Source organism: Zobellella sp. An-6 (assembly GCF_052487945.1).
In genome coordinates this window covers 1,210,925-1,229,327 of sequence record NZ_CP199259.1, presented here as the reverse complement: position 1 = coordinate 1,229,327, position 18,403 = coordinate 1,210,925, and the positions used below count along the sequence as shown (strand labels likewise).

Below are 18,403 nucleotides of genomic sequence, written 5' to 3'. Positions count from 1 at the left end.
CTGGAAGCTGGAAGCTGGAAGCTGGAAGCTGGAAAGGAGTTTGAAACCCGGCCTCTTCCGGCTTCAAGCTTCTGGCTTACCGCTCTCTTTTAGCCGTCGATCTCGTCCATAAAATCGGACAATTCCTCGTCGTCCGGCATGGCGTTCGCTTCCCGGCCCACCTTGCTCGCCTGATACTGCATATAGAAATCCTTGGTCAGGCCGTAAGGATCGAGGGCGTTGTCGATAATGGGCTCGCGTTCAATCAACTGACTACGCTGGTACAGGCCACCCAGCATCCACTTCCCGGTACGCATGGCAAAGGTCATGACATCGTAAGGGAAATAAAGGCTGTCCACCACGTCTCCCGACAGCTGCCGCAGGGTATAAGGCCCCATCAGTGGCACCATCAGATAGGGACCATCTCCTATCCCCATCTGCCCCAAGACCTGGCTGAAATCCTTGGGCTGGGGCTGGAGTGCGATTTTTCCCGCCACATCAAAAAAGCCCAGCACCCCGAAGGTGCTGTTGATACCGAAGCGGGCCAGATTGGTCCCGGCTCCGGCAAACTCTCCCGTCACCAGATGGTTGACGAAACTGGCCGGCTCCTCCAGGTTCAGCACCACATTTTGTATCCCTTCCTTGAGCGGATCGGGTACCAGATTGGCATAGGTATGCACGACCGGACGTACCGCATAGGGTTCGAGCAGATCATAGTTGATCACCCAGGAGGCCCGGTTGACCGGCTCGAAGGGATCACGGGGATCGTCGGCCGTGGACTTGGCATAGTCTGCCGGCTTGCTGGTAGAAAAGGGATCACTGGCCCGGGGCAAGGCATCCCCCTGAGCCACGGCAGCACCCGTCAGGGTCATGCCCGCCGTCAATATAAGCACTCGCCACATAATGTAACCTTATGATTTTTGTTATCGTTCTAGTCTAGCTTAAGCGGCCGGCAGTGCGACGGCCGCCGCCCCTTACAGGGGCGTGTCTATGATAACCCGGATACGGCTATCTGCGTCGGTATTCAATACGCCGCTGTGCCCTTCCCAGGCGTCGGTGCTGTCGGCCACGTTGCCGCTGGGGGCGAGACGGGCCTTGACGATCACCCCCTCCCGGCTGCTCAGGTTATTCTCGGCCACCATGGCGTCGGCGTTGGACAGGGTGATGGTGAGCGGAAAGGCCGGCTGCTCGATACGCCGGGCCACCAGCGGCATCTCGCCGCCTTCGGCATCCACCGCGAACACGAACAGCACGGCGCCCGGATGGTAGGGCACCGAACTCGAGGTGTTGATCTCCACTTCGTAGCGGGGCCCGGCCACCGGCGTGGTATCGGCCGTGGCCAGCCGCTGCTCGGCGAAGGCGATAGAGCGCTCTATCATCACATAGCGGGGATTGTCCGGCGACATCCGCGCCAGCATGTCGCGCCAGCGTTCGGCCGCGGTGGCATAGTCGTCCTGCTGCAACGCCATGAAGGCGAACACCGACCAGGCTTCCAGGTTGTCCGGATCCCGGGCCAGCGTTTCCTTGATCAGGCCTTCGGCCCGCAGGGTCTCGCCGGTCATGGCCAGGGCCTCCGCATAGGGCACCACCACGGCGCCGGTATCGTCGGTCCGCCCGAGCGCCTTCTCCAGGGCGTCCCTGGCGGTTTCGCCGTCGCGCATCTCCAGCGCCAGCCGGCCCAGCAGCAGCCAGCCGCGGTAATCGTCGCCCTGCTGATGCAGGCGGGTGCGCAGCGCCAGCATCAGCGCGCGCACGTCCTGCTCGGTCACGCTCTCGTCCTGCTCCACCAGCACCCGGCGGGACAGCTCCGCCAGCCGTCCGCTGGCGTCCTGCCACTGGGCGACTTCCCGGTGGGCGCCGAGCTGCCAGTAGCCGGCATAGGCGATCACCACCACCATCAACACCGCCGGCAGCCACAGCAGCGGGCTGCGCCGGCGTTGCAGCGCCGGCTCCGGCACCACATCGTCCAGCAGGCTTTTCTGCAGCTCCAGCCGGGCCGACTCACTGTCTTCCAGCAGGCCCTGTTCGCGATCCTGCTCCAGCTCCTGCAACCGCTGTCGGTACAGCCGGGTGTTGAGCTCGTTACGGCTTTCGGCGGACTCGACCCGGCCACGCAGCAGGGGCAACACTATCACCAGCGCCAGCAGGGCGGTCAGCCCGGCGCTGAAGATCCAGAATAAGGTCATATCAGCTCTCTTTGTCTTTGTTCAGCAGTTCCGCCAGGCGCTTCTGCTCTTCCGCGCTCAACGCCTCGCTCCGGCCGCGCCGGCCCCGGCGGGTACGCAGCAGCACCACCCCCAGGCCGAGCAGGATCACCAGCACCGGCCCCAGCCACAGGATGAGGGTGGAGGCCATCAGCGGCGGCTTGTAGAGGATGAAGTTGCCGTAGCGGGCCACCATGTAGTCGATGATTTCCTGCTTGCTGCTGCCCGCCAGCAGCATCTCGTGGGTCTTGTCGCGCAGATCCTTGGCCAATTCCGCATTGGAGTCGGAAATGTCCTGGTTCTGGCACTTGGGGCAGCGCAGCTCGCGCACCAGCTCGCGGAACACGTCTTCCTGCTCGGGGCTGTCGAACTCATACACATCGATGGCGGCCCGGGCCGGCAACGGTGCCGTCAGCACCAGGCCGGCCAGCAGGGCCAGGAAGGAGAGAAAACGCATGGCTTACTCCATCTGCTCGAAAATGGGCCTGAGGGTCTGGGTCCACACCTGTTCGTTCACGTCCCCCACATGGCGGTAGCGGATGACACCCCCACTGTCGATGAGGAAGGTCTCCGGCGCCCCGTACACCCCCAGATCCAGGCCCAGCATGCCGCGCGGATCGTAGAGGTCGATGGCATAGGGATTCCCCAGGTTGCTCAGCCAGCGCAGGGCCTTGTCCCGCTCGTCCTTGTAGTTCATGCCGATGATGTGGATGCCCTCCTTCGCCTTCAGCTCGTTCAGGTACTCATGCTCGGCATAGCAGGTCGGGCACCAGGTGGCCCAGACGTTGAGCAGCATGGGCCGGCCGGTGAAGATGTCCTTGCCGTGCTGCTTGTCCAGATCGTGCAGATCCTGCAGGGTGAATTCCGGGATCGGCTGATCGATCAGCACCGATTCCAGCCGGGTGGGATCGGAGAACAGTCCCTTGTACAGGAAGACGCTGGCGCCCAGGAACAGCAATAGCGGAATGGACAGGATCAGAATACGGCGGTTCATGCAACCTCCTGCTCGTGTTTACGGCCGAAACGATAGCGCTTGTCGACCATGGCGATGACCCCACCGATCGACATCAGCACGGCACCGAACCAGATCCAGCGCACGAAGGGCTTGTAGTAGAGCCGGACCGCCCAGGCGCCGTCATCCAGCTCTTCCCCCAGGGCGGCGTAGAGATCCCGGGTAAAGCCGGCGTTGATGGCGGCCTCGGTCATGGGCATGCGCTGCACCACGTACATCCGCTTCTCGGCACGCAGCTCGGTCAGCGGCCGGCCGTTCTTGGCCACGCCGATCACCCCCTTGAAGCCCTCGTAGTTGGGACCATCGGCCCGGCGGGTCCCCTCGAAGGTGAAGGTGTAGCCGGCAAAGGTCACGCTGTCGCCCTTGCTCATGCGCACGTCCCGCTCGATGCTGTAGATCTGGGTGCAGGCAATGCCGATGATGGACACCGCCAGGCCGATGTGGCCGAGGATCATCGCCCAGTGGCTGTTGCCGAGCTTGCGTACCCCCACGCCGAAACTGTGCTTGTGGGTGGCGCGGATCCAGGTTTCCTGCAGGCTGGTGACGACGATAAAGACCCCGAGGCCGATGCCCAGCGCCGCCCAGGGTTCGAAGTTTTCGGCAAACCACCAGGGCAGGCCGAGGCCCAGCACTGTACTCACCGCCAGGGCGAACAGCAGCTTGCCGTTGACCTCCTTCATCTGCTGGCGGCGCCAGCGGAACAGGGGGCCCGCCCCCAGCAGCAGCGCGAAGGGGATGATCAGCCAGGCATAGAGACTGTTGAAGAAGGGCGCGCCTATGCTGATGCTGCCCAGGCCCAGCTCCTTGTGCACCAGGGGCAGCAGGGTACCGATCAGCACCACCACCAGGCCGGCCATCAGGATGATGTTGTTGCCGAGCAGCATGGTTTCCCGGCTGGCCAGCTCATGCTTGCCGTGGCTGCGCACCTCGGCGCCCTTGATGGCGTACAGCAGCAACGACGAGCCCACCACCAGCATCAGGAACACCAGGATGAAGAGCCCGCGGGTCGGATCCGAGGCGAAGGCATGCACCGACACCAGCACCCCGGAGCGGACCAGGAAGGTGCCGAGCAGGCTGAGCGAAAACGCCATGATCGCCAGCAGCACCGTCCAGGCCTTGAAGGTGGCCCGCTTCTCGGTCACCGCCAGCGAGTGGATCAGCGCCGTGCCCGCCAGCCAGGGCATGAAGGAGGCGTTTTCCACCGGATCCCAGAACCACCAGCCGCCCCAGCCCAGCTCGTAGTAGGCCCACCAGGAGCCGAGCGCGATGCCGAGGGTCAGGAAGATCCAGGCGGCCATGGTCCAGGGTCGGGACCAGCGAGCCCAGGCCGCGTCCAGCTTGCCGGTCATCAACGAGGCGATGGCGAAGGCGAAGGCGACGGAAAAGCCCACATAGCCCATGTACAGCATGGGCGGATGGAAAATCAGCCCCGGATCCTGCAGCAGCGGATTCAAATCCCGGCCGTCGACCGGGAAATAGGGAAGGGTCCGTTCGAAGGGATTCGAGGTGAGCAGCACGAACAGCAAAAAACCGATGCCCACCATGCCCATCACGCTCAGCACCCGGGCCACCGCCTCCAGCGGCAGCGCCCGGCTGAAGCGGGCCACCGCCGCGGTCCAGCCCGCGAGGATCAGCACCCACAGCAGCAGGGAGCCCTCGTGGGCGCCCCACACCGCCGAAATACGGTACTCCAGCGGCAACAGGCTGTTGGAGTTGGACGCCACGTAGAGCACGGTAAAGTCGTGATCGACAAAGGCCCAGGTCAGGCAGAGGAAAGACACCAGCAGGAAGCCGAACTGGGCGTAGGCCAGCGGCCGGGCCAGCAGCATCATGCCGACGTTGCCGCGGGCGGCGCCCAGCAGCGGGTAGATACTCAGGACGACGGACGCCGCCAGGGCCAGGATCAGGGTGAATTGGCCTATCTCAGGGATCATGAACGGCTCCCTTTCAGCTGTTCCTCGGTGTACTCCGGCTTGAAGTGCTCCATCCCCTTGAGCGCTTCCGCCACTTCCGGCGGCATGTATTCCTCATCGTGCTTGGCCAGCACCTCGAAGGCGCTGATGGTGCGGGCATCCTCCAGGTGGCCCTGGGCCACGATGCCCTGCCCTTCCCGGAACAGATCCGGCAATATGCCGTCGAACAGCACCGTCACCTTTTCGCCGCCCGCGTCCACCAGATCGAAGCTGACCTTCAGGCTCTGCTGATCGCGCCGCACCGAGCCGGGTACCACCAGGCCGCCGATGCGCAGGCGCTGGCCCACTTCTGGCCTGATCTGCTCCTTGCCCTTGCCCTGCACCAGTTCGGTGGGGGTATAGAAGAGGTCGATATTCTGCTGCAATGCATAGAGCACCAGCCCGGTCATGACCGACAGGCCGATCACCACGGCCACCAGCAGGGTCATCCGCTTCTTACGTCTTGGGTTCATAGGGTGTTCTCCAACTTCTGGGCGGCCTTGCGACGGGCGACCCTGGCTTGTTTCTGTTTGACCTCGCGCAGCAAGCGTTTCTTCGTTGTTATGGTGACCGCCACCAGGCCCAGCAGGGCCAGCAGGGTCACGGCAAAGGACAGCCACACGTAAAAGCCGTAGCCGCCCATGGCCCAGAATGCGGACCAGCTGTCAAATTTCATCCTGTTCCTCCGCCATTTTCAGTACCCAGGGCCGGTGCGATTCCCGCCGGATCAACTCGTTGCGCAGCCGCATCAGGGTGAGCGCGCCGAGGAAGCAGACAAAGGCGGCAATCATCAGCAGCAGCGGCCAGAGCATGTCATTGGAAATGGACGGCCGGGCGAACTTGGTGATGGTGGCGCCCTGGTGCAGGGTGTTCCACCATTCCACCGAATAGTGGATGATCGGCAGGTTGATCACCCCCACCAGCGCCAGTATGCCGGCGGCCCGGCCGGCCAGCACCTTGTCGGAAATGGCGTTGTACAGGGCGATGACGCCCAGGTAGAGGAACAGCAGGATCAACTCCGAGGTCAGGCGGGCGTCCCACACCCACCAGGTGCCCCACATCGGCTTGCCCCAGGCCGCGCCGGTAAAGAGCGCGATAAAGGTGAAGACGGCGCCCACCGGGGCGATGGCTGCCACCGCCATGTCGGCGGTCTTGATCTGCCACACCAGGCCGATAAAGGCGGCCACCGCCATGGCGGAGTAGGCGCCCATCGACATGATGGCGGAAGGCACGTGGATGTAGATGATGCGAAAGGCATCACCCTGCTGGTAATCCGCCGGCGCGAAAGCCAGGCCCCAGACCAGGCCGATCGTAAAGGAGACGACGCTGAAGACCGCAAACCAGGGCAGCCAGAGCCCGGCCAGGCGGTAGGCGTCTTCGGACTTGGCATAAGGATGCAACCATTTCCACATATTGCTCACAAACCTTCTTTTTGTATTACCTATTGTTCACACGAATTCAAGATACCCTAAATTCGCCGCTCAAAAAACCGCTACCGCCAGTTAGTTGACGCTGACCCGCAGCGCCGCCGCGATGGCGAAGGGCGCCAGGGTCACGCTGCCCGCCAGCATGGCGCCCAGGATCGCCAGCTGGCCGTTGTAGGGCACCCCCATCGACGCCGCCTCTATCGCCGAGGTGGCGAAGATCAGCACCGGAATATACAGCGGCAGGGTCAGCAGGCTCAACAGCACGCCGCCCTTGCCGATGCCGACCGTCAGCGCCACCCCGATGGCCCCGAGCAGGCTGAGGATGGGGGTGCCCAGCAACAGGGTCCAAAACACCCCCTGGAAACCGGCCAGATCCAGGCTCAGCAACACCGCCACCAACGGCGACAGCAGCAGCAACGGCAGCCCGGTCAGCAGCCAGTGGGCCAGCACCTTGGCCAGCACCAGCACCCCTAAGGGACAGGGCATCAGCATTAATTGTTCCAGGGTGCCGTCGATAAAATCATCCCGGAACAGCCGCTCCAGTGCCAGCAGCGACGACAGCAGCGCCGCCACCCAGACGATGCCCGGGGCGATGCGGGCCAGCAGGGCCGGCTCGGGACCGATGCCCAGCGGGAACAGGGTGATGACGATGAGGAAGAACCACAGCGGGTTGAGGATATCGGCGCGACGGCGCAGGGCCGACACCAGCTCGCGGCGGACCACGCCGGTAAACAGGGTTCTCATGCCTCGCTCTCCTGGAAGGGGGTCAGGTGCAGGATTCGCACCCGGTCGGCGCTCAGGGACAGGTCCTGATGGGTGGTGATCAGCACCATGCCGCCGGCATCGGTATGCTCCAGCAACAGCCGCTCCAGCACCTTGACCCCGTGCTTGTCGATGGCGGTGAAGGGCTCGTCCAGGATCCACAGGCGGGGGCCGCTCAGCCACAGCCGGGCCAGGGCCACCCGCCGCTTCTGTCCGGCGGACAGCTGGCCGGCGTACTGATCCTCGAGCCCGGCCAGGCCCACCATGGCCAGCACCTCCCACAGGTTGGCCTTGCTGCCCGCGTGATGCATGCGACGGAAGAAGGCGAGATTCTCGAAGGCGGTCAGTTCGTGCTTGATGCCGGCCTGGTGCCCGAGGTAGAACAATTCCTGGTGGTAGCCGTCGCGGCACTGCTCGATGTTTTCACCGGACCAGCACACCTCCCCGCCGTAGGGACGGGACAGGCCGGCCAGCAGCCGCAGCAGGCTGGTTTTGCCGACGCCGTTGGGGCCGGCCACCTGCACCAGATCACCGGGGGAAACCGTCAGCGACAGTTCGCTGAACAGGGTGCGTTCTTCGCGGACACAGGTTAACGCGCGGGCTTCAAGCATAGATCGGTATTCTGACCATGAAAAATGGGCGCCAGTCTAGCACAGGGCGCCCATAAATGGCCTTAGTTTCGCTACGGTGAAAGTTAAAATCGCCGGATTTATTGCGCTGGAACAAAGTCGGCTGAAGGCTTGTCTCTTCGTCACCAGTCCGGTTGCCTGCTAGAGCACCGATTAGTTTAAAAATTAATCATAAAATGTAGACGAAGAGACAACAGGGCCACCTCCGCCGACACGCTGCAAGCACATCCTTGTGGCGCTCGGCACATGCCAAATGTCGCGGAAACCGCCGTATCATCGCTTCGCGATGCTGGCGGCGGTGCAAGGCGCTTCGCGCCCCCTAGCATGTGACGGTCGGCGGAGGCCATCCCTGTTGCCTCTTTCCAAACCCCTATGTCGTCTGATGGTGCTGCCGGCAGGCGGCACCGGAGCACTAGGGAAGACAAAGGGCGCTCTTCCGCCGGCCCTCCACGCCAGGGAGGGCGCGGCGGAGCCCCCATGGACGGGTTTACGGCGTGCCGAAGGAGGAGTGCCCTTTGGCTGACAGCCTACACCTCGTCAGCAGCCAAGCCTACAAACAAGAGGGGAAGGGGCTGCCTAAGTTTTAAACTATATGGCGTTCTAGGACGGAAATGAAGAGCCCGTGCCGATCACAGCATGGGCAGCGTGGAGACAAGCAGCAGCCCACCCATGGCCAGGTTAAAGCGGCGTACCTGTATGGGGTGGGTCAGCATGTGGCTCAGTTGTTTACCGGCGGCAGCCCAGATACTCACACAGGGCAGATTCACTAGCCCAAAGACCAGAGCTATCAGCACCAACCCCAACCCGTCGGCGCTCGGATTGTAAACGCTGACCGTCGTCAAGGCCATGGACCAGGCCTTGGGATTGACCCACTGAAATATGGCGGCCGCGCTAAAACTCATCGGCTGATACTCTTGCTCCTTGTTGCCTGGTTTACTCATGGCAATTTTGATCGCCAGCCAGACCAGATAGATCAGACACACTACCTTCAGAATGTGATGCAGCGCCGGATAGCGGAGAAAAATGCCGGTCAGCCCGATACCGACCACGACCACCATCACACTGAAACCGAGCGTCACGCCCATCATGTGAGGAATAGTGCGGATAAAGCCGATATTGGCTCCTGACGTCATTAACATGATGTTGTTCGGGCCGGGAGTGAAAGAGGTCACGAAGGCGAACATGACCAGCGGCCAGAGTTGCTCGATAGGCATGGGGGCTCCTGCTGAAAACGGATGATAACGGATCACCAGGGGCCGGATTCAGGCCGGTTGGTTCCTGCATGGCAAGAACTCGCCGTAGAAATACGCCCCAGACAGACACAGGATAATTGTTCTTACGGGAAATTTTGTGCTTGAATTCATTACATAAACTTAAAATAAACAACAAATCCATGCTATGGACAAACTTGACGAAAGAATATTGCAAGAGCTAAAACTGAATGGCCGGCTCCCGAACGTGGAGCTGGCCGAACGAGTGGGACTGTCTCCCTCTGCCACACTGCGCCGAGTTCAAGAACTCGAGCGCCGGAAGGTGATCAGAGGCTACCGGGTCGTGCTGGATAACCAGAAGATGGGGTGCGGATTTATTGCCTATGTGGCGATAGGTTTGTCCGATCACAGCAAGAAAGCCCAGAATGGCTTTGAAGAACATGTCCGCTATGTGAAAGAAGTGGTGGAGTGCCACAATATCACTGGAACGAATGAATATCTGCTGCGGGTGGAGACCGCAAGCCTGGCGGACTACAAGCGGTTTCACTCCGATGTGCTGGGTGAATGTCACCAGGTCAATTCCATCACCACCATGGTGGTGATGGAATCGCCGAAAGATGATCGCCGGTAATCACCTGTGAGCGCAGAGGCAACAGGGCTGCCTCTGCGCTTCGTCAAGGCAGACAGCAGGGCTTGACTAAAACTCTGACCGATCCCTTCAAGTTACGGCTTGCGATGCAGGGACAGCAGCAGCTCGGCTTCGGCCCTGGGCATCTCGCACTCGGCCATGATCTCTTCCACATCGGCCCCCAGCTGCACCATGCGCGCCGCCCGGCTGTAGAGTTTGCTCTGGGGATCCTTGAGCGCCAGCTCCTGCTGCCGCTCGTTCAAGATCCCGAGATGCCGCCCCAGTTCGGTGACCTTTTTCCCCAGTCCGATGTTGGCCGCCTGCAACTCTTCCAACTGCTTGCGGTAGCTGTCCCGGGTGCGCGTCAGCTCGCGCATCAGCCGGCTCATGGCCTCGAGCTTGCGCTGGCAAAGCCGCCACATCATCCAGGCCACCAGCAGAGCGACCATGGCCAGCATCAGCGCCAGCATGGCCAGGATAAAGGCCGGTTCCCACCACATCAGAGCTGACCCAGCTCGTCCCACTCGTCATCGGACAGCAGCTTGTCCAAATCCACCAGGATCAGCAATTCGTTCTCCCGGTTGCAGACCCCCTGGATAAACTTGGCGCTCTCGCTGGTCCCCACATTGGGCGCGCTTTCGATCTCTGAGGACTTGAGGTAGACCACCTCGGCCACGCTGTCGACCAGGATGCCGATCACCTGCTTCTCGGCCTCGATGATGACGATGCGGGTATTGTCGGTGACCTCGGCCGGCTCCAGTCCGAAGCGCAGCCGGGTGTCCAGCACCGTGACCACGTTGCCGCGCAGGTTGACGATACCCAGTACATAGTCCGGCGCGCCCGGCACAGGCGCAATGTCGCTGTAACGCAGCACTTCCTGCACCTGCATCACGTTGATGCCGTAGGTCTCATTATCCAGGCGGAAGGTAACCCACTGTAATACTTCACCTTCTGCGAGATTTTCAGCTACATTGCGATGACTGCTCATAGGCTTCCCTTATGTCTGCTCAGACTTGTTGACCATCGATATTCTTACCCTGCTCCAGCAGCCCGATCAAGGCGTCCACGTGCAGCAAGGCACACATTCTCTCTTTTACCATGCCCGCCAGCCAGGGCCTTGAGCCCGGGCTGGCGCGCCACTTGACCTGATCCCGGTGCAGCAGGGCGGTCCCCTTCAACTGGTGGCAGCTCAGCCCCCAGTTGCTTTCCCCCAGGGTCACCAGGTACTGGTACTCCTTTTTTTCCGCCTGGTGACCGGGCATCGCCCAGCGGGCGGTGTCCACCACATAGAGCTGGCGCTGGCGTTCGGTGAGCACCCCGGCAAACCAGTCCGGCTTGCCGAACAGGGTGGTGATTTTCGACAGCTGGTAGATGCCCCCCAAATGGGTCAGGGGCACCGCGAAGGTCATGCCCGCCACCTCGAAAAACAGCGCCTGGAAACTGTTTTCCGTGTCCATATTACGCCACTCGGCGGCAACTGGCTCTGGTTGTGTCTGTAATATCTGTGCCGGCTCACCGACTTCGACGGCATCGGCCACCGGTTCGGGCTCGGGCTCGGGCTCGGGCTCGGGCTCGGGCTCGGGCTCGGGGAGCGTCGCGGCAACCACCGGCGCTGGCAAGGGAGGCGCCTCTTCTTCCTTCAGCTCGGCCACCCGGGCCAGCAGGGTTTCCAGCGCCTGCCGGCGCTCCGCCTCCGGCTCGGCAAACACCGGTGCCGGCACCACGGGCAGCGCCTCGGGTTGCCGCTGGGGAGCGCTTTCCTCCAGCAGGGCATCGAAATAGTCGTCGAGGGCGTCAAACTGTCTTTTATTCATAAGGGTTGATCCGCGCCGTCGAGGCGCCACAGGTAGCGCAACAGGGTCTGGTAGGCGTAGACGCCCCGGCAGCCCTTGGCGAAATAGGAAGGGGGCTCATGGCGCAGGCTGGCATCGCGGAACTTGGTGTCCACCGGGATCACCGAGGGCCAGACATGACTGCCATAGCGCTGCTTCAGGCTGTCCAGGCTCTGCACCGAGGCCCGGGTGCGCTGATCGTACATGGTCGGCACCACCGTATAACGGAAACCGTCCTTCCTGGCCTTGTGCATCAGCTGGAAGGTGCTGACCATGCGCTCCAGCCCCTTGAGCGCCAGGAACTCGGTCTGTACCGGCACCAGAATACGATCGCAGGCAGCCAGGGCGTTGACCATCATCACCCCCAGCACCGGCGGGCAGTCGATGAGGGCCACGTCGAAATCGTCCTTCACCTCCGCCAGCAGCCGCTTGAGCACCAGGCCCATGCCTTCCCGGCCGCTGGAGGTGCGCTCCAGGGTGGCCAGGGAGATGGAGGCCGGCAGCAGGGTCATGCCGTCGAACCGGGTCTGCAGCGCTACCTGCGCCAGCTCCGCCCGTCCCGCCTGTGGCGTCTGGAACAGATCGAACAGGGTATGGGGCAGGACATCGGTATCATAGTCGAGGTACGCGGTCAGCGAGCCGTGGGGATCGGTGTCGATCAACAAGACCCGCTTCTTCAACTGTGCCAGCAGGCCGGCGAGCGCGATCACCGAGGTGGTCTTGCCGACACCGCCTTTCTGATTTGCTACTGTCCAAACAATCACTGGCTAGTCCTGTGCTGTGCTGATTCTGATGCCGCCGCCGGGCAGTTCATAGACCCTGAGCCCGCGTTGCGGCGCCGATTCCAGGGGCCGGGACGGCAAGGCCGCCGCCGGCCGCCACTGGTGCGACGAGATGGCCAGCTCGACCCGCCGGTTGAGGGCCCGCCCCCGTTCACCCCGTCCCAGGGCTTGGGGCCGGTGTTCACCAAAGGCCTCCAGGGCCAGCCTCGGCGCGGCGATCTGCGCCCTCAGCAGCCATTCCAATACGGCCCTGGCCCGCTCGGCGGACAGCTGCCAGTTGGAGGCGTAGAGTTCGTTGCTGACCGGGATGCTGTCCGCATAACCGCGCACCCGGATGTAATGCTGACCCTCCTCCAACACCGGCAGCAGGGCGCCCAGCACGGCTTCGCTGTTGGGAGCGAGCAAGGCGCTGCCGCTGGCAAACAGCAGTTCCCCCGCCAGGGTCAGGGTCAGCCAGTCCTCGTCCCGCTCGAATTCGACCAGTTGCCGCTCCAGCAGAGGGGCCAGTTGCCGCTGGAGCCGCCGCTCCAGCTCGGCCAGGGCCGAAGGCGGTACCGGCTCGGCGGGGGCCGACGGCATCCCGGCCGGCTCCGGTTCCAAGGCCGGCGACGAGCTCACCAGCGTTTCGGCGGGCTCGGTGCGGGCCAGCCCGATCCCGGACGGGTGCTGGCCACTGAGTCGCACCAGTGCCTGCTGCATGCCGTCGAGCAGGGGCTGCTGCACCTCGCTCTTGCTGGCGTGAATGGCGTAGAGCACCACGAAGAGCGCGAACACCAGGGTCATGTAGTCGGCATAGGACACCAGCCAGCGATCCAGGCCGGCACTGTGCGGACGCCGGATGAGCGAGCGGCGCTTCATTGCCGCTGTCCCTGGTACTGGCCCAGCTGCCGGCTGACCGCCAGGCTGCCCTCTCCCCGGGCAATGGCCAGCAGGCCGATGGCGGTCAGTTCCCGGTAGCGCAGTTCCAGCCGGTACAGGGCCCGCAGGCGGTTGGCCAGGGGCAACAGCAGCAGGTTGGCGAGCCCCACCCCGTAGAGGGTGGCGACAAAGGCCACGGCGATGCCGGCACCCAGGCGGTTGGGATCGTCCAGGTGCGCCATGGCCTGGATCAGGCCGAGTACGGCGCCGACGATGCCGATGGTCGGACTGTATCCGCCCATGGCTTCGAACACCCGCGCCTCCATCTCTCTCTGCTCTTCCAGCCGATCCAACTCATTATCCAGCAACTGCTCCAGGGCGGGCGGCTCGGTGCCGTCGACCAGCCACTGCAGCCCCTGGCGGGTAAAGGCATCCAGCTCGCCGTTGGCCAGCCGGGGCTCCAGGGCCAGGAAACCGGCCTGACGCGCCTCGTTCGACCAGCGCAACAGACGGGAAGCCTGCTCCTGGAACGGCCAGTGCGGGGTGCGAAAGAGCATGGCCGAGGCCTTGAAGGCGGCCCGGCACTGGGTCCAGGGTGTCTGCAACAGCACGGCGCCCAGGGTACCGCCGAGCACGATCAGCAAGGCCGGCACGTCGAGCAGCCCCCAGAGGCTGCCGCCGTGCCAGAGCTGAGCCAGGGTGATGCTCACCAGCGCCAACAACAAGCCGGCCAGGGCCATGTCAGGCTCCCATCTCGCCGACAATGGCCTCGCCGATCACGCCCAGCGGCAAAGACTCGCTGGCCAAGCCGGCCTTGGCCACCGCCTGGGGCATGCCGTAAACCACACAGCTTTCCTCGTCCTGGGCCCAGATATTGGCGCCCTGCTCCTTCAGCAGCCGGGCCCCTTCCCGTCCGTCCGCCCCCATGCCGGTCAGCACCACCGCCAGGACGTTGCCGCCGTAGGTCTTGGCGGCGGAGGCGAAGGTGATGTCGACGCAGGGCTTGTAGTTGACCTTGTCATTGCCCTCGACGATGCGCAGGCGCGCCGCGCCCGGCCGGCCTTCGAACATCATCTGCTTGCCGCCGGGCGCCAGGTAGGCATGGCCCGGGCGCAACATATCGCCGTCTTCCGCCTCCTTCACCCGGATCTGGCACAGGCCGTCCAAGCGGGCGGCGAAGGCCGTGGTGAAGGTACCGGGCATATGCTGGATCAGCACTATCGGATGGGGGAAATTGGCCGGCAGCTTGGTCAGCACATTCTGCAGCGCCACCGGGCCGCCGGTGGAGGTGCCGATGGCCAGCAGCTGGTAGCTCTTGCCGCTGCGCCGGGGCAGGCTGCGCCTTTCCGTCACGGCCGGCGCCGGCGTCGACAGGGCACTCCGTTCGGGCAGCAGGGCGCTCGGCGCCGGCCGTTCCCGCAACGGAGCAGCCGGCGGCCGCGGGCTGATAAAGGCACGGCGGCGGGCGATCGCCTTGACCCGCTGCTGTAACAGCTGGATCGCCTCTTCCTTGCTGCGGGCGATGTCTTCGAAGCGCTTCGGCAGGAAGTCCATGGCCCCGGCATCCAGGGCGTCCAGGGTCGCCCTGGCTCCCTCATGAGTCAGGGAGGAAAACATCAGCACCGGGGTCGGGCTCTGCTTCATGATCGCCCGCACCGCGGAAATACCGTCCATCACCGGCATCTCGATGTCCATGGTGATCACATCGGGACGCACCGACTTCGCCTTTTCCACCGCCTCCTGGCCGTTGGCGGCGGTATCGACCACGGTCAGCAGGGGATCCTGGTTCAGGATCTCGCTCACCCTGCGGCGGAAGAAACTCGAATCGTCCACCACTAATACCCGAATAGCCATCTCTTGAATCCCGTTCCCTTGTTATTGATTGTTAGGCGTAGCGCCGGGCGTAGGCCTTGATCAGGCCGGCGATATCCAGAATGAGGGCGATACCACCGTCGCTGGTAATGGTGGCCCCGGCCATCCCCGGCGTACCGTGCAGCAACTGGTCGAGCGGCTTGATCACCACTTCTTCCTGGCCGATCAGGCCATCCACCACGAAGCCGACCTGCTGGTTGCCGATCATCACGATGACCACATGGCCCTGCTCCTTGCGCACCCGGCCGGCGCCCCTGAGCAGCCAGTCCTGCAGGTAAAACAGGGGGATGGCCCTGTTGCGCACCACTATGGTGAGCTGGCCGTCGACCATGCTGGTACGAGTCAGATCCAGGTGAAAGATCTCGTTGACGTTGGTCAGCGGCAAGGCGAAGGTCTGCCTGCCCACCAGCACCATCAGGGTCGGCAATATTGCCAGGGTCAGCGGCACCTTGATCTGCAGCCGGGTGCCCTTGCCTTTTTCGGAGTCGATGAAAATGGAGCCGTTGACCGCGCTGATGCCGGTCTTGACCACGTCCATCCCCACACCGCGGCCCGACACATCGGTAATCTCGGTCTTGGTGGAAAAGCCGGGGGCGAAGATCAGGTTGTAGGCCTCGTTGTCGCTCATGCGGGCGGCGCCGTCGGCATCGAGGATACCCCGCTCGATGGCGATGCTCTTGAGCTTTTCTGGATCCATGCCGGCGCCGTCGTCCTCGATGCCGAGCAGGATATGATCCCCTTCCTGGGACGCGGTCAGCCGGATGGTGCCCACCCGCGGCTTGCCGGCGGCCTCACGCACTTCCGGCAGTTCGATACCGTGATCGCAGGAATTGCGCACCAGGTGCACCAGGGGATCGGCCAGCGCCTCGACCAGGTTCTTGTCGAGATCGGTCTCTTCGCCGACCATCTCCAGGTTGATGTCCTTTTTCAGGCTGCGGGCCAGGTCGCGCACCACCCGGGGGAAACGACCGAACACCTTCTTGATCGGCTGCATCCGGGTCTTCATCACCGCCCCCTGCAGATCCCCGGTCACCGCGTCCAGGTTGGTCACCGCCTTGGTGATCTCCTCGTTTTCATGGCTGGAATCCAGGCTGAGCAGGCGGTTGCGCACCAGCACCAGCTCGCCCACCATGTTCATGATGTTGTCGAGGGTCTTGGTATCGACCCGTACCGTGGTGTCCGGCTGCGCGCTCGCCGGTGCGGGGGCCGCCTTGGCGGCCGGCTTGTCGGCGACCGGCGCCGAAACCGGAGCCTTGTCGACGACCGGCGCCGACACCGGAGCCTTGTCGGCAACCGGCGCCGACACCGTGGCCGCCATTGAGGACACGACCGAAGGCCCCTTGCCCGCCCCGTGCAACTGGTCCAGCAAGGCCTCGAATTCGCTGTCGTCAATCAGATCGTCGCCACCGCCCGGGGTGGCCGGCTCGGTGGCGGCCGCCACCGGCGCTTGTGCCTGCTGGGGTATACCGCCGTGCTTGCCGGCTCCGTGCAGCTGATCCAGCAGGGCTTCGAATTCATCGTCGGTAATATCGTCGCCCTGGCTGCCACCTTCGGATTCGCCCGGTGCCAATTCATCCAGCATCTGCCGGTATTCTGTTTCGGTCAGGTCGGCGATGGAAGCGCCGGCGGAAGCGGGCTCGGTCGGCGCGGCGGCCACGACGGCCGGGGTGACCACCGAGACCTCTTCACCGGCCGGGGTACAGTAGCGCCCCAACTCCTCGAGCAGCTCCGGCTCGGCCGGCGTCGGTTCCCGGCGGCTCTGAATTTCGGAAAACATGCTGTTGACGGTGTCGAGGGAGCGCAGGATGACATCCATCAGCTCGGCGGTGACCCGGCGCTGGCCGGTGCGAAGAATATCGAAGACGTTTTCGGCCTTGTGGCAGGTCTCCACCAGGGCGGTCAGCGACAGGAAACCGGCGCCCCCCTTGACGGTATGAAAGCCACGAAAAATCGCATTGAGCAAATCCTTGTCGTCCGGCTGCCGTTCCAGCGTGACCAGTTGCTCCGACAGCTGCTCCAGGATCTCCGATGCTTCTACCAGAAAATCCTGCAGAATATCCTCGTCTACCTCAAAGCCCATGCTCTCTCCTTAGAATCCCAGACTGGACAGCAGGTCGTCGACCTCGTCCTGGTCGGAGACCACGTCGTTACGCTGCTCTTTGTTGATGATCGGACCTTCGGCCGCGATGGCCGAGACCGGGGCGCTCTTCGGCGCAGCCTTTATCTCGCTCATGCCGGGCAGACGGCCGAATACCGACAGGATCTCGACCAGCTTGGCTTCCACTTCATGCACCAGGTTGATCACCTTGCGGATCATCTGCCCGGTCAGATCCTGGAAGTCCTGCGCCATCAGGATCTCGGTCAGCAGCTGGCGCAGCTTGTCCGCATCCTGCTCGGAATCCCTGAGGAAGTCATCGAGCTGGAAACACAGTTCCTTGAAGCGGTTCAGCTCCAGCTGGCGGCTCATCAGCTCCTGCCAGCCCGGCATCACCTGCTGAATGCGATCATTGAGCCGGTCCGCTATCGGCAGGCTGGCTTCCACCGCATCCATGGTACGGTTGGCGGCCTTGTCGGTCATGTCGATAACGTAATTCAGGCGTTCCCGGGCATCGGGGATCTCGCTCTCCGCCAGCTCGGGCAGGCGGGGATCGTTGCGGAACTCCTGCAGGGCATCGTGCAGCTGGCGGGTCAATTGGCCGACCTGCTCCCGCAATTCGTTGGCCTGGGGCATGCAAACATCGGCGAGATAGCGGTCGGCGCCATCCTGATCGCCGCGCTCAAGCAAAGCGACCAGCTCCCGGGCCTGCTCCAGGCTTATCATTCCTTTCTGTTCTGCCATGTCGATGCCTTTTTATCCGATGCGCTCGAAGACCTTCTCGAGTTTTTCCTTGAGGGTGGCGGCGGTAAAGGGCTTTACCACATAGCCGTTCACGCCGGCCTGGGCGGCGGTGATGATCTGCTCGCGCTTGGCTTCCGCGGTGACCATCAGTACCGGCAGGTGTTTGAGCTTGTCGTCCGCCCGGATAGCGCGCAGCAGGTCGATGCCTTGCATGCCGGGCATGTTCCAGTCGGTGACCACGAAGTCGAAGTCCCCGTTCTTGAGCATGGGCAGCGCCGTGCTGCCGTCGTCGGCTTCGTGGGTATTGTTGAAGCCGAGATCTCTGAGTAGGTTTTTAATAATCCTGCGCATGGTGGAAAAATCGTCCACGATGAGGATTTTCATGTTCTTGTCCAAGCATTTCCTCCTATCAGCCG

Annotated in this window: 22 protein-coding genes; 1 reads left to right on the top strand and 21 read right to left on the bottom strand. The window is 63.3% G+C overall.

Annotated features, from left to right (window positions below):
- Positions 1 to 89 precede the first annotated feature (89 nt).
- The 11 genes from ACT7DK_RS05675 to ACT7DK_RS05625 all read right to left on the bottom strand — a co-directional run bounded on the left by ACT7DK_RS05675 (position 90) and on the right by ACT7DK_RS05625 (position 9,179).
- Positions 90 to 881, bottom strand: coding sequence for an MlaA family lipoprotein (locus ACT7DK_RS05675; RefSeq protein ID WP_445397181.1), 792 nt, complete (start codon positions 879 to 881; stop codon positions 90 to 92).
- Between the two features lie 72 nt (positions 882 to 953).
- The gene (gene ccmI / locus ACT7DK_RS05670) at positions 954 to 2,165 is read right to left on the bottom strand and encodes a c-type cytochrome biogenesis protein CcmI (protein ID WP_445397179.1); all 1,212 of its coding nucleotides are present in this window, start codon (positions 2,163 to 2,165) and stop codon (positions 954 to 956) included.
- Between the two features lies 1 nt (position 2,166).
- Positions 2,167 to 2,640 carry a cytochrome c-type biogenesis protein gene (locus ACT7DK_RS05665; RefSeq protein WP_445397177.1) on the bottom strand — a complete coding sequence of 158 codons (474 nt, stop codon included), beginning with the start codon at positions 2,638 to 2,640 and terminating at the stop codon, positions 2,167 to 2,169.
- Between the two features lie 3 nt (positions 2,641 to 2,643).
- A complete protein-coding gene (locus ACT7DK_RS05660; protein ID WP_445397175.1) occupies positions 2,644 to 3,177 on the bottom strand; it encodes a DsbE family thiol:disulfide interchange protein in 534 nt (177 codons plus the stop codon).
- Positions 3,174 to 5,129, bottom strand: a complete 1,956-nt coding sequence (locus tag ACT7DK_RS05655) for a heme lyase CcmF/NrfE family subunit (protein ID WP_445397173.1) — start codon at positions 5,127 to 5,129, stop codon at positions 3,174 to 3,176. Before ACT7DK_RS05655 ends, ACT7DK_RS05660 begins: the two co-directional genes overlap by 4 nt.
- A complete protein-coding gene (gene ccmE / locus ACT7DK_RS05650) occupies positions 5,126 to 5,620 on the bottom strand; it encodes a cytochrome c maturation protein CcmE (protein WP_445397171.1) in 495 nt (164 codons plus the stop codon). The genes ACT7DK_RS05655 and ccmE overlap by 4 nt, the downstream gene beginning before the upstream one ends.
- Positions 5,617 to 5,823: a heme exporter protein CcmD gene (ccmD, locus tag ACT7DK_RS05645; protein WP_445397169.1), complete on the bottom strand. Its 207-nt coding sequence runs from the start codon at positions 5,821 to 5,823 to the stop codon at positions 5,617 to 5,619. Before ccmD ends, ccmE begins: the two co-directional genes overlap by 4 nt.
- The gene (locus ACT7DK_RS05640) at positions 5,813 to 6,559 is read right to left on the bottom strand and encodes a heme ABC transporter permease (RefSeq protein ID WP_445397167.1); all 747 of its coding nucleotides are present in this window, start codon (positions 6,557 to 6,559) and stop codon (positions 5,813 to 5,815) included. The genes ccmD and ACT7DK_RS05640 overlap by 11 nt, the downstream gene beginning before the upstream one ends.
- Positions 6,560 to 6,649: 90 nt before the next feature.
- Positions 6,650 to 7,318 (bottom strand): heme exporter protein CcmB, encoded by a 669-nt coding sequence (ccmB, locus tag ACT7DK_RS05635; RefSeq protein ID WP_445397165.1) that lies wholly within the window; start codon positions 7,316 to 7,318, stop codon positions 6,650 to 6,652.
- Positions 7,315 to 7,947, bottom strand: coding sequence for a cytochrome c biogenesis heme-transporting ATPase CcmA (gene ccmA / locus ACT7DK_RS05630; RefSeq protein ID WP_445397163.1), 633 nt, complete (start codon positions 7,945 to 7,947; stop codon positions 7,315 to 7,317). The genes ccmB and ccmA overlap by 4 nt, the downstream gene beginning before the upstream one ends.
- 647 nt (positions 7,948 to 8,594) lie before the next feature.
- Complete coding sequence (locus ACT7DK_RS05625) at positions 8,595 to 9,179, bottom strand: LysE family translocator (RefSeq protein WP_445397161.1); 585 nt, start codon at positions 9,177 to 9,179, stop codon at positions 8,595 to 8,597.
- A gap of 184 nt (positions 9,180 to 9,363) precedes the next feature.
- Between ACT7DK_RS05625 and ACT7DK_RS05620 the strand changes: the two genes are divergently transcribed.
- Positions 9,364 to 9,807, top strand: coding sequence for an Lrp/AsnC family transcriptional regulator (locus ACT7DK_RS05620; protein WP_445397159.1), 444 nt, complete (start codon positions 9,364 to 9,366; stop codon positions 9,805 to 9,807).
- Positions 9,808 to 9,899: 92 nt separating this feature from the next.
- On the opposite strand, the gene ACT7DK_RS05615 is transcribed toward ACT7DK_RS05620, so the two are convergent.
- Genes ACT7DK_RS05615 through cheY form a run of 10 tightly spaced genes read right to left on the bottom strand, consistent with a single transcriptional unit; the run spans position 9,900 to position 18,371 of the window.
- Entirely contained in the window at positions 9,900 to 10,304 is a 405-nt protein-coding gene (locus tag ACT7DK_RS05615; protein ID WP_445397157.1) for a DUF2802 domain-containing protein, read from the bottom strand.
- A complete protein-coding gene (locus ACT7DK_RS05610) occupies positions 10,304 to 10,792 on the bottom strand; it encodes a chemotaxis protein CheW (protein WP_445397155.1) in 489 nt (162 codons plus the stop codon). The genes ACT7DK_RS05615 and ACT7DK_RS05610 overlap by 1 nt, the downstream gene beginning before the upstream one ends.
- A gap of 19 nt (positions 10,793 to 10,811) precedes the next feature.
- Positions 10,812 to 11,618: a chemotaxis protein CheW gene (locus ACT7DK_RS05605; RefSeq protein WP_445397153.1), complete on the bottom strand. Its 807-nt coding sequence runs from the start codon at positions 11,616 to 11,618 to the stop codon at positions 10,812 to 10,814.
- The gene (locus ACT7DK_RS05600) at positions 11,615 to 12,400 is read right to left on the bottom strand and encodes a ParA family protein (protein WP_445397151.1); all 786 of its coding nucleotides are present in this window, start codon (positions 12,398 to 12,400) and stop codon (positions 11,615 to 11,617) included. Before ACT7DK_RS05600 ends, ACT7DK_RS05605 begins: the two co-directional genes overlap by 4 nt.
- A 3-nt stretch (positions 12,401 to 12,403) precedes the next feature.
- Positions 12,404 to 13,276, bottom strand: a complete 873-nt coding sequence (locus ACT7DK_RS05595) for an OmpA family protein (protein WP_445397149.1) — start codon at positions 13,274 to 13,276, stop codon at positions 12,404 to 12,406.
- Complete coding sequence (locus ACT7DK_RS05590) at positions 13,273 to 14,016, bottom strand: flagellar motor protein (protein WP_445397147.1); 744 nt, start codon at positions 14,014 to 14,016, stop codon at positions 13,273 to 13,275. Before ACT7DK_RS05590 ends, ACT7DK_RS05595 begins: the two co-directional genes overlap by 4 nt.
- A 1-nt stretch (position 14,017) precedes the next feature.
- The gene (locus ACT7DK_RS05585) at positions 14,018 to 15,130 is read right to left on the bottom strand and encodes a protein-glutamate methylesterase/protein-glutamine glutaminase (RefSeq protein ID WP_445397145.1); all 1,113 of its coding nucleotides are present in this window, start codon (positions 15,128 to 15,130) and stop codon (positions 14,018 to 14,020) included.
- Positions 15,131 to 15,161: 31 nt separating this feature from the next.
- Positions 15,162 to 17,228, bottom strand: a complete 2,067-nt coding sequence (locus tag ACT7DK_RS05580) for a chemotaxis protein CheA (protein WP_445397143.1) — start codon at positions 17,226 to 17,228, stop codon at positions 15,162 to 15,164.
- A gap of 9 nt (positions 17,229 to 17,237) precedes the next feature.
- The gene (locus ACT7DK_RS05575; protein WP_445397141.1) at positions 17,238 to 17,987 is read right to left on the bottom strand and encodes a protein phosphatase CheZ; all 750 of its coding nucleotides are present in this window, start codon (positions 17,985 to 17,987) and stop codon (positions 17,238 to 17,240) included.
- A 12-nt stretch (positions 17,988 to 17,999) separates the two neighbouring features.
- The gene (gene cheY / locus ACT7DK_RS05570) at positions 18,000 to 18,371 is read right to left on the bottom strand and encodes a chemotaxis response regulator CheY (RefSeq protein ID WP_445397139.1); all 372 of its coding nucleotides are present in this window, start codon (positions 18,369 to 18,371) and stop codon (positions 18,000 to 18,002) included.
- Positions 18,372 to 18,403 lie beyond the last annotated feature (32 nt).

Excerpts from the sequence above, each read along its gene's own strand:
- ACT7DK_RS05675 (WP_445397181.1), bottom strand. The coding sequence starts at position 881 with ATGTGGCGAGTGCTTATATTGACGGCGGGCATGACCCTGACGGGTGCT.
- ccmI (WP_445397179.1), bottom strand. The coding sequence starts at position 2,165 with ATGACCTTATTCTGGATCTTCAGCGCCGGGCTGACCGCCCTGCTGGCG.
- ACT7DK_RS05665 (WP_445397177.1), bottom strand. The coding sequence starts at position 2,640 with ATGCGTTTTCTCTCCTTCCTGGCCCTGCTGGCCGGCCTGGTGCTGACG.
- ACT7DK_RS05660 (WP_445397175.1), bottom strand. The coding sequence starts at position 3,177 with ATGAACCGCCGTATTCTGATCCTGTCCATTCCGCTATTGCTGTTCCTG.
- ACT7DK_RS05655 (WP_445397173.1), bottom strand. The coding sequence starts at position 5,129 with ATGATCCCTGAGATAGGCCAATTCACCCTGATCCTGGCCCTGGCGGCG.
- ccmE (WP_445397171.1), bottom strand. The coding sequence starts at position 5,620 with ATGAACCCAAGACGTAAGAAGCGGATGACCCTGCTGGTGGCCGTGGTG.
- ccmD (WP_445397169.1), bottom strand. The coding sequence starts at position 5,823 with ATGAAATTTGACAGCTGGTCCGCATTCTGGGCCATGGGCGGCTACGGC.
- ACT7DK_RS05640 (WP_445397167.1), bottom strand. The coding sequence starts at position 6,559 with ATGTGGAAATGGTTGCATCCTTATGCCAAGTCCGAAGACGCCTACCGC.
- ccmB (WP_445397165.1), bottom strand. The coding sequence starts at position 7,318 with ATGAGAACCCTGTTTACCGGCGTGGTCCGCCGCGAGCTGGTGTCGGCC.
- ccmA (WP_445397163.1), bottom strand. The coding sequence starts at position 7,947 with ATGCTTGAAGCCCGCGCGTTAACCTGTGTCCGCGAAGAACGCACCCTG.
- ACT7DK_RS05625 (WP_445397161.1), bottom strand. The coding sequence starts at position 9,179 with ATGCCTATCGAGCAACTCTGGCCGCTGGTCATGTTCGCCTTCGTGACC.
- ACT7DK_RS05620 (WP_445397159.1), top strand. The coding sequence starts at position 9,364 with ATGGACAAACTTGACGAAAGAATATTGCAAGAGCTAAAACTGAATGGC.
- ACT7DK_RS05615 (WP_445397157.1), bottom strand. The coding sequence starts at position 10,304 with ATGTGGTGGGAACCGGCCTTTATCCTGGCCATGCTGGCGCTGATGCTG.
- ACT7DK_RS05610 (WP_445397155.1), bottom strand. The coding sequence starts at position 10,792 with ATGAGCAGTCATCGCAATGTAGCTGAAAATCTCGCAGAAGGTGAAGTA.
- ACT7DK_RS05605 (WP_445397153.1), bottom strand. The coding sequence starts at position 11,618 with ATGAATAAAAGACAGTTTGACGCCCTCGACGACTATTTCGATGCCCTG.
- ACT7DK_RS05595 (WP_445397149.1), bottom strand. The coding sequence starts at position 13,276 with ATGAAGCGCCGCTCGCTCATCCGGCGTCCGCACAGTGCCGGCCTGGAT.
- ACT7DK_RS05590 (WP_445397147.1), bottom strand. The coding sequence starts at position 14,016 with ATGGCCCTGGCCGGCTTGTTGTTGGCGCTGGTGAGCATCACCCTGGCT.
- ACT7DK_RS05585 (WP_445397145.1), bottom strand. The coding sequence starts at position 15,130 with ATGGCTATTCGGGTATTAGTGGTGGACGATTCGAGTTTCTTCCGCCGC.
- ACT7DK_RS05580 (WP_445397143.1), bottom strand. The coding sequence starts at position 17,228 with ATGGGCTTTGAGGTAGACGAGGATATTCTGCAGGATTTTCTGGTAGAA.
- ACT7DK_RS05575 (WP_445397141.1), bottom strand. The coding sequence starts at position 17,987 with ATGGCAGAACAGAAAGGAATGATAAGCCTGGAGCAGGCCCGGGAGCTG.
- cheY (WP_445397139.1), bottom strand. The coding sequence starts at position 18,371 with ATGAAAATCCTCATCGTGGACGATTTTTCCACCATGCGCAGGATTATT.